This window comes from Actinoplanes sp. NPDC026623 (genome assembly GCF_040638275.1).
Taxonomy (GTDB): domain Bacteria; phylum Actinomycetota; class Actinomycetes; order Mycobacteriales; family Micromonosporaceae; genus Actinoplanes.
In genome coordinates this window covers 65241-72256 of the sequence record NZ_JBEZXZ010000021.1, presented here as the reverse complement: position 1 = coordinate 72256, position 7016 = coordinate 65241, and the positions used below count along the sequence as shown (strand labels likewise).

Genomic DNA, 7016 nt, shown 5'->3' with positions numbered 1-7016 from the left:
GCGGCTCGCCCCGGGCGGCCCTGCTGGTCGCCGGGGCGATCGGCCTCGCGTACGCGATTCTGGGTGCCGGTGCGGCCCTCGCGGTCGACGGCCGGGGCACGGACGTCTCCCCGGGCCGGGCGGCCCTGAACTTCTTCCTGGCGGGGCTGGCGTTCTCGTTGATCGGATCGCTGCGCGGCACGGAGGCGCTCGTCGTGACGGCCCGCCGGATCCCGCCGGCGCTGCGCCACGGCCTGCGCGCCGGAGTGGTGACGGCGCTGCTGATCCTCGCGGCGGGCGCGGCCTTCGCCGGGCTGTCGGTGGCGGTCGGCGGCTCGCAGGCGGCGGACATGATCTCCGCCTACCGGACCGGCGTGGCGGGACAGGCCGGCATCACGCTGGTCAGCCTTGCCTACGGGGCGAACGCCGTGGTCTGGGCGGCGGCGTACCTGCTGGGCCCCGGCTTCCTGCTCGGCACCGACTCGGCGATCCGGCTCACCGAGGTGACGGTCGGGCCGCTGCCGACGCTGCCGCTGCTGTCGGGCCTGCCGGACGGGCCGCTGGGCGCGAGCGGCGCGGCGCTGCTTGCGGTGCCGGTCCTGGCGGCGATGGCCTCGGGCTGGCTGCTGACCCGGCGGCTGGTCGACGTGCACCACGTCGTCGACGGCCACCTGACCCAGGGCCGTAAACCGGGCGACCCGGCGCCGGTCGAGCCGGCCTGGTCGCTGGTGCTGGGCGCGGCGCTGCTCTCCGGGCCGGTCGCCGGGCTGGTGCTGGGCCTGCTGTCCTGGATGTCGGGCGGTTCGCTGGGCGACGGGCGGCTCGCCGAGATCGGTCCGGTGCCGTGGCACGTCGCGCTGATCGCGACCATCGTGGTCGCGGTGTCCGCGAGCATCGGCGCGGCCGCGGGCCGGGCCTTCCGGGCCCCGCACCGCAAATAGCCCGAAACCACCCGTTTACCGGTCCGGGTCGGCGCGGCGATAGGGTGCTCGGGTGACAGACCCCGCGCCCGCCCGCCTGGTCGTCCTCGTCTCCGGCTCCGGCAGCAACCTGCAGGCGCTCCTCGATGCCGCCGCGGATCCCGCGTACGGCGCGAGGGTCGTCGCGGTGGGAGCCGACCGGGACGGCATCGCCGGACTCGAACGCGCCGAAAAGGCCGGCATACCCACGTTCGTCGACTCGGTGAAGGCCTACCCGACCCGGGACGACTGGGATGCCGCCCTCGCCGGCCACGTTGCCGAGCACAAGCCCGACCTGGTCATCTCGGCCGGCTTCCTGAAGCTGGTCGGCAGGGAGTTCCTGACCGCGTTCGGCGACCGCTACGTCAACACGCACAACGCGCTGCTGCCGTCGTTCCCGGGCATCCACGGCCCGCGCGACGCGCTCGCCTACGGCGTGAAGATCGCCGGGGCGACCCTCTTCTTCGTCGACGCGGGTGTCGACACCGGACCCATCATCGCCCAGGTCAGCGTCCCCGTGCTCGACGACGACACGGAGGAGACGCTGACCGAGCGGATCAAGGACGCCGAGCGCCGTCAGCTTGTCGAGCATGTCGGCCGGCTGGTCCGCGAGGGCTGGACCATCACGGACAGGAAGGTACGGATCCCATGACCTCCGACGAGGGCCGCCGAACGATCAAGCGGGCGCTGCTCAGCGTTTACGACAAGACCGGACTGGTCGAGCTCGCGCGGGCCCTGCACGCGGCGGGGGTGCAGGTCGTCTCCACCGGTTCGACCGCGTCGGTCGTCGAGGCGGCCGGCGTGCCGGTCACCCGGGTCGAGGAGCTGACCGGGTTCCCGGAGTGCCTGGACGGACGGGTCAAGACGCTGCACCCCGGTGTGCACGCGGGCCTGCTCGCCGACCTGCGCCTGCCCGCACACCAGGCGCAGCTGGCCGAGCTGGGCGTCGAGCCCTTCGACCTGCTGGTCAGCAACCTGTACCCGTTCACCGAGACCGTCGCCGCGGGCTCCACCGTCGACGAGTGCGTCGAGCAGATCGACATCGGCGGCCCGGCGATGGTCCGCGCGGCCGCCAAGAACCACCCCTCGGTCGCCGTGGTGACCTCCGTGGCCGCGTACCCGTTGATCGTCGACGCGCTGCGGGACGGCGGCTTCACGCTTTCGCAGCGCCGGCTGCTCGCCGCCCGGGCCTTCGCCGACATCGCGGAGTACGACGTCGCGGTCGCGAACTGGTGCGCGACCACCCTCGCGCCGGCCGAGTGGCCGGAGTTCGCCGGGCTGGCGCTCGAGCGCCAGAGCCCGCTGCGGTACGGCGAGAACCCGCACCAGCAGGCCGCGCTCTACCTCGACCCGAACGCTCCCGCCGGGCTCGCGCAGGCCGAGCAGTTGCACGGCAAGGAGATGTCCTACAACAACTACGTCGACGCGGACGCCGCCTGGCGCTCGGCGAACGACTTCACCGACCCGTGCGTGGCGATCATCAAGCACGCCAACCCGTGCGGCGTCGCGATCGGCGCCGACGTCGCCGAGGCGCACCGCAAGGCGCACGCCTGCGACCCGGTGTCGGCGTTCGGCGGGGTCATCGCGGTCAACCGGGAGGTGACCGCCGAACTGGCGAACCAGCTCGACGGCATCTTCACCGAGGTCATCGTCGCGCCGTCGTTCGACGACGAGGCGCTCGCGGTGTTCCGCGCGAAGAAGAACCTGCGGGTGCTTGTCGCGCCGGCCTGGAACCCGCCGCCCGCCGAGATCAAGCAGATCGGCGGCGGCGTCCTGGTGCAGCTGTCGGACCGGATCGACGCCGCGGGCGACGACCCGGCGAACTGGACGCTGGCCACCGGCGAGGCGGCCGCGCCGGAGGACCTCGCCGACCTCGTCTTCGCCTGGCGGGCCGTGCGGGGCGTGAAGAGCAACGCGATCCTGCTCGCGCACGACGGCGCGACCGTCGGCGTCGGCATGGGCCAGGTCAACCGGGTCGACGCCGCGAACCTCGCGGTGAACCGGGCCGGCCCGGACCGGGCCAAGGGCAGCGTCGCGGCCTCGGACGCGTTCTTCCCGTTCCCGGACGGGCTCGAGGTGCTGATCGCGGCCGGCGTCAAGGCGGTCGTGCAGCCGGGCGGCTCGATCCGCGACAACCTGGTGATCGAGGCGGCCGAGAAGGCCGGCCTCACCGTCTACCTGACCGGCACGCGGCACTTCTACCACTGATGGACGTGGAAGTGGTCCGGAACGAGACCTTCTCCGGCAAGGACTGGGCCCTCGACGAGGTGGAACGCGCACATTACGAGGACTGCGCGTTCCACGACGTCGACTGGTCGGAGGCGAAGCTCGCCGGCTGCACGTTCACCCACTGCGAGTTCGGCAACGTGCGGTTCAACGCCGCCGAGCTCACCAACTGCGCGATCACGCAGTCGGTGCTGCGCCGCTGCTCGTTCTTCGACGCCACCCTGGTGGGCTGCAAGCTGACCGGCACCCAGTTTCTCGACTGCGGGCTGCGCCCGCTCACCATCGACGGCGGCGACTGGGGTTTCGTCTCGCTGCGCGGTGCCAACCTCACCGCCGCGCGGCTGGGCGGCCTGCGGCTGCGGGAGGCGGATCTCACCAACGCCGACCTCACCCGGGCGGACCTGCGCGGCGCGGATCTCTCGAACGCCCGGCTGCAGGGCGCGGTGCTCAAGGGCACGGACCTGCGCGGTGCCGACCTGGACGGGGTCGTGCTGCGCGACGTCGCCATCGCCGGGGCGAAGATCGACCTGACGCAGGCGGCGCAGTTCGCCACCGCACACGGGGCGCAGGTCTGCGGGTAACGGGAGTGGCTTACCTCCCCCTGATCGCCCCTGCCGGGTAATGCGCCGTTAACCGACTGATACGGTCCGGAAAAGTCGTCCCGCCGACTGGGAGTGAGAGACATGGGCAAGAAGGTCACCGTCGTAGGCGCCGGTTTCTACGGGTCCACGACCGCACAGCGTCTGGCCGAGTACGACGTCTTCGAGACCGTGGTGCTCACCGACATCGTCGAGGGCAAGCCCGAGGGCCTCGCGCTGGACCTCAACCAGTCGCGGCCGATCGAGGGCTTCGAGACCAAGATCGTCGGCGCCACCACCGGGCCGAACGGCGAGGGTTACGAGGCCATCGAGGGCTCCGACGTCGTCGTCATCACCGCCGGCCTGCCCCGCAAGCCGGGCATGAGCCGCATGGACCTGCTCGGCGTCAACGCCAAGATCGTGCGCCAGGTCGCCGAGAACGTCGCGAAGTACGCGCCGAACGCCGTCGTCATCGTCGTGTCGAACCCGCTCGACGAGATGACCGCGCTCGCGCAGATCGCCACCCAGTTCCCGAAGAACCGGGTGCTCGGCCAGGCGGGCATGCTCGACTCGGCCCGCTTCACCAACAACGTCGCCGAGGAGCTGAAGGTTCCGGTCGGCAGCGTCCGGACCCTGACGCTGGGCTCGCACGGCGACACCATGGTGCCGGTCCCGTCGAAGTCCTCGGTCAACGGCAAGCCGCTCGCCGAGCTGCTCCCGGCCGACAAGGTCGAGGAGCTCGTCACCCGCACCCGCAACGGTGGCGCCGAGGTCGTGGCGCTGCTCAAGACCGGCTCGGCGTACTACGCGCCGTCCGCCGCCGCCGCGCGCATGGCCAAGGCCGTCGCGGAGGACTCCGGCGCGGTCATGCCGGTCTGCGCCTGGGTCGACGGCGAGTACGGCATCAAGGGCGTCTACCTGGGCGTCGAGGCCGAGATCGGCGCCGAGGGCGTGAAGAAGGTCGTCGAGACCGAGCTCACGGCCGCCGAGCTGGCCGGCCTCAAGGAGGCCGCCGAGGCGGTCCGCGCCAAGCAGGCGGACGTCGCCGAGCTCTGATTCGCACATCGTGAAAGGCCAGGACCCGCTCGGGTCCTGGCCTTTTCAGATTCCGGAGCGGCGGTACGGCGTGCCCAGGTGCGACGTCGCCAGCCACGTGTCGCCGGACGCGGCCGCGGCGAGCGCCGAGACCCGGCTCGCGCGGGCCGCCTCGGGATCGGTGTCGTGGCCGTAGCCGAGCGCCGGGTCCAGCAGCTGGACGGCGTGCACCAGCAGGTCCCCGGTGATCAGCAGGCTCCGGTCTCCGGAGCTGACCAGCACGCTCTGGTGCCCGGGGGTGTGCCCCGGGGTGCTCAGGATCCGTACGCCCGTCGACAGCGCCACGTCGCCGTCGACCACCTGCAGGCGCCCCTGCCGGCGCAGCGGCTCGAGCAGCGCCTTCTCCTGGCGGGCCGCCGCGTACGCCTCGGCGTCCGCGCGCTGCACGATCACCCGGGCGTTCGTGAAGGGCGAGTCCGCCGGAACGGCCCAGCCGATGTGGTCCGTGTGCAGGTGGGTCAGCACGATGGCGTGGACGTCGGACGCGGCGATCCCGGCCGCCGACGCCTCGTCCGGCAGGCGACCTAGTACGGGGGCCCAATCGGCGGCCAGCGAGTCCGCCGGCCCGATTCCAGCGTCGACGAGCGTGACCGGGCCGCTGTCGCCGTACCGGATCGCGAAGCTCCGGAAGCGCAACCACCACCGGCCGTCGGCGGACCGCGCGGCGGGGTCGATCGCGTCGGCGGCGGCCCACTGCGCGGGTGTCGCCGCCGGGATCGCGTCCTCGCGCCGGTCGAAGTGCGGACCTTCGGCGTCCTGTAGCGCGATGATGGTGAGCGGCCCCACGGTGTGAATGGCGGACATCACGCCATTCTGCTCGGCGGCGCCGAAGCGCAGGGCCGGGGGCGATCACCAACCGGCCTGCAGTACGCTTGTACTGCTAAAACATGTGTCCCGGGAGAGGAGCGCCGTCGATGGCGAAGATCAAGGTGAACAACCCGGTCGTGGAGCTTGACGGCGACGAGATGACCCGGATCATCTGGAAGCAGATCCGCGAACAGCTGGTGCTGCCGTATCTCGACGTCAACCTCGAGTACTACGACCTCTCGATCCAGCACCGCGACGAGACCGATGACCAGGTGACCATCGACTCGGCCAACGCGATCAAGCGGCACGGTGTCGGCGTCAAGTGCGCGACGATCACCCCCGACGAGGCCCGCGTCGAGGAGTTCGGCCTGAAGAAGATGTGGCGGTCGCCGAACGGCACGATCCGCAACATCCTCGGCGGCGTCGTCTTCCGCGAGCCGATCATCATGTCGAACGTACCGAGGCTGGTACCGGGCTGGACCAAGCCGATCATCATCGGCCGGCACGCGCACGGCGACCAGTACAAGGCGACCGACTTCGTGGTGCCGGGCCCGGGCAAGCTCACCGTCACGTTCGCGCCCGAGGACGGCTCGGCGCCGATGGAGTTCCACGTCGCTGACTACCCGGGCGGCGGCGTCGCGATGGCGATGTACAACTACGACGAGTCGATCCGCGACTTCGCGCGCGCCTCGTTCCGCTACGGCCTGGCCCGCAACTACCCGGTCTACCTCTCGACGAAGAACACGATCCTCAAGGCGTACGACGGCCGGTTCAAGGACCTGTTCGCCGAGATCTTCGAGACCGAGTTCGCCGAGCAGTTCAAGGCCGCCGACCTGACCTACGAGCACCGGCTGATCGACGACATGGTCGCCGCCGCGATGAAGTGGGAGGGCGGCTACGTCTGGGCCTGCAAGAACTACGACGGCGACGTGCAGTCCGACACGGTGGCGCAGGGCTTCGGCTCGCTCGGCCTGATGACCTCGGTGCTGATGACCCCGGACGGCAAGACCGTCGAGGCGGAGGCGGCGCACGGCACGGTCACCCGGCACTACCGGCAGTGGCAGAAGGGCGAGAAGACCTCGACCAACCCGATCGCCTCGATCTTCGCGTGGACCGGTGGCCTCAAGCACCGCGGCGTGCTCGACGGCACCCCGGCGGTCACCGAGTTCGCCGAGACGCTCGAGCGGGTCTGCATCGAGACCGTCGAGGGCGGTCAGATGACCAAGGACCTCGCGCTGCTGATCTCCCGGGACGCCCCGTGGCAGACCACGGAGGAGTTCATGAACGCGCTGGACGAGAACCTGGCGCGCAAGTTCGCCTGATCGCAGATCGCGAATGAGGAAGGACCGCCGACGTAATGTCGGCGGTCCTT

General features: G+C 71.3%; 7 protein-coding genes. 6 read left to right on the top strand and 1 reads right to left on the bottom strand.

The window, feature by feature from the left end; all coding sequences use genetic code 11:
- The 5 genes from AB0F10_RS09600 to mdh all read left to right on the top strand — a co-directional run.
- Nucleotides 1-920 (top strand): DUF6350 family protein (locus tag AB0F10_RS09600; protein ID WP_360621887.1); only part of this gene is annotated, 920 nt, incomplete at its 5' end.
- A 52-nt stretch (nucleotides 921-972) separates the two neighbouring features.
- Complete coding sequence (purN, locus tag AB0F10_RS09595) at nucleotides 973-1590, top strand: phosphoribosylglycinamide formyltransferase (RefSeq protein WP_360621885.1); 618 nt, start codon at nucleotides 973-975, stop codon at nucleotides 1588-1590.
- Nucleotides 1587-3146, top strand: a complete 1560-nt coding sequence (gene purH, locus AB0F10_RS09590; protein WP_360621883.1) for a bifunctional phosphoribosylaminoimidazolecarboxamide formyltransferase/IMP cyclohydrolase — start codon at nucleotides 1587-1589, stop codon at nucleotides 3144-3146. Before purN ends, purH begins: the two co-directional genes overlap by 4 nt.
- Nucleotides 3146-3745: a pentapeptide repeat-containing protein gene (locus tag AB0F10_RS09585; RefSeq protein ID WP_360621881.1), complete on the top strand. Its 600-nt coding sequence runs from the start codon at nucleotides 3146-3148 to the stop codon at nucleotides 3743-3745. Before purH ends, AB0F10_RS09585 begins: the two co-directional genes overlap by 1 nt.
- Nucleotides 3746-3847: 102 nt before the next feature.
- Nucleotides 3848-4798: a malate dehydrogenase gene (gene mdh, locus AB0F10_RS09580; RefSeq protein WP_360621879.1), complete on the top strand. Its 951-nt coding sequence runs from the start codon at nucleotides 3848-3850 to the stop codon at nucleotides 4796-4798.
- Between the two features lie 45 nt (nucleotides 4799-4843).
- Here mdh and AB0F10_RS09575 read toward each other — a convergent pair whose 3' ends face one another.
- Nucleotides 4844-5641: an MBL fold metallo-hydrolase gene (locus AB0F10_RS09575; RefSeq protein ID WP_360621877.1), complete on the bottom strand. Its 798-nt coding sequence runs from the start codon at nucleotides 5639-5641 to the stop codon at nucleotides 4844-4846.
- A 110-nt stretch (nucleotides 5642-5751) separates the two neighbouring features.
- On the opposite strand from AB0F10_RS09575, the gene AB0F10_RS09570 reads away from it, so the two are divergent.
- Nucleotides 5752-6966 (top strand): NADP-dependent isocitrate dehydrogenase, encoded by a 1215-nt coding sequence (locus AB0F10_RS09570; RefSeq protein ID WP_360621874.1) that lies wholly within the window; start codon nucleotides 5752-5754, stop codon nucleotides 6964-6966.
- Nucleotides 6967-7016 lie beyond the last annotated feature (50 nt).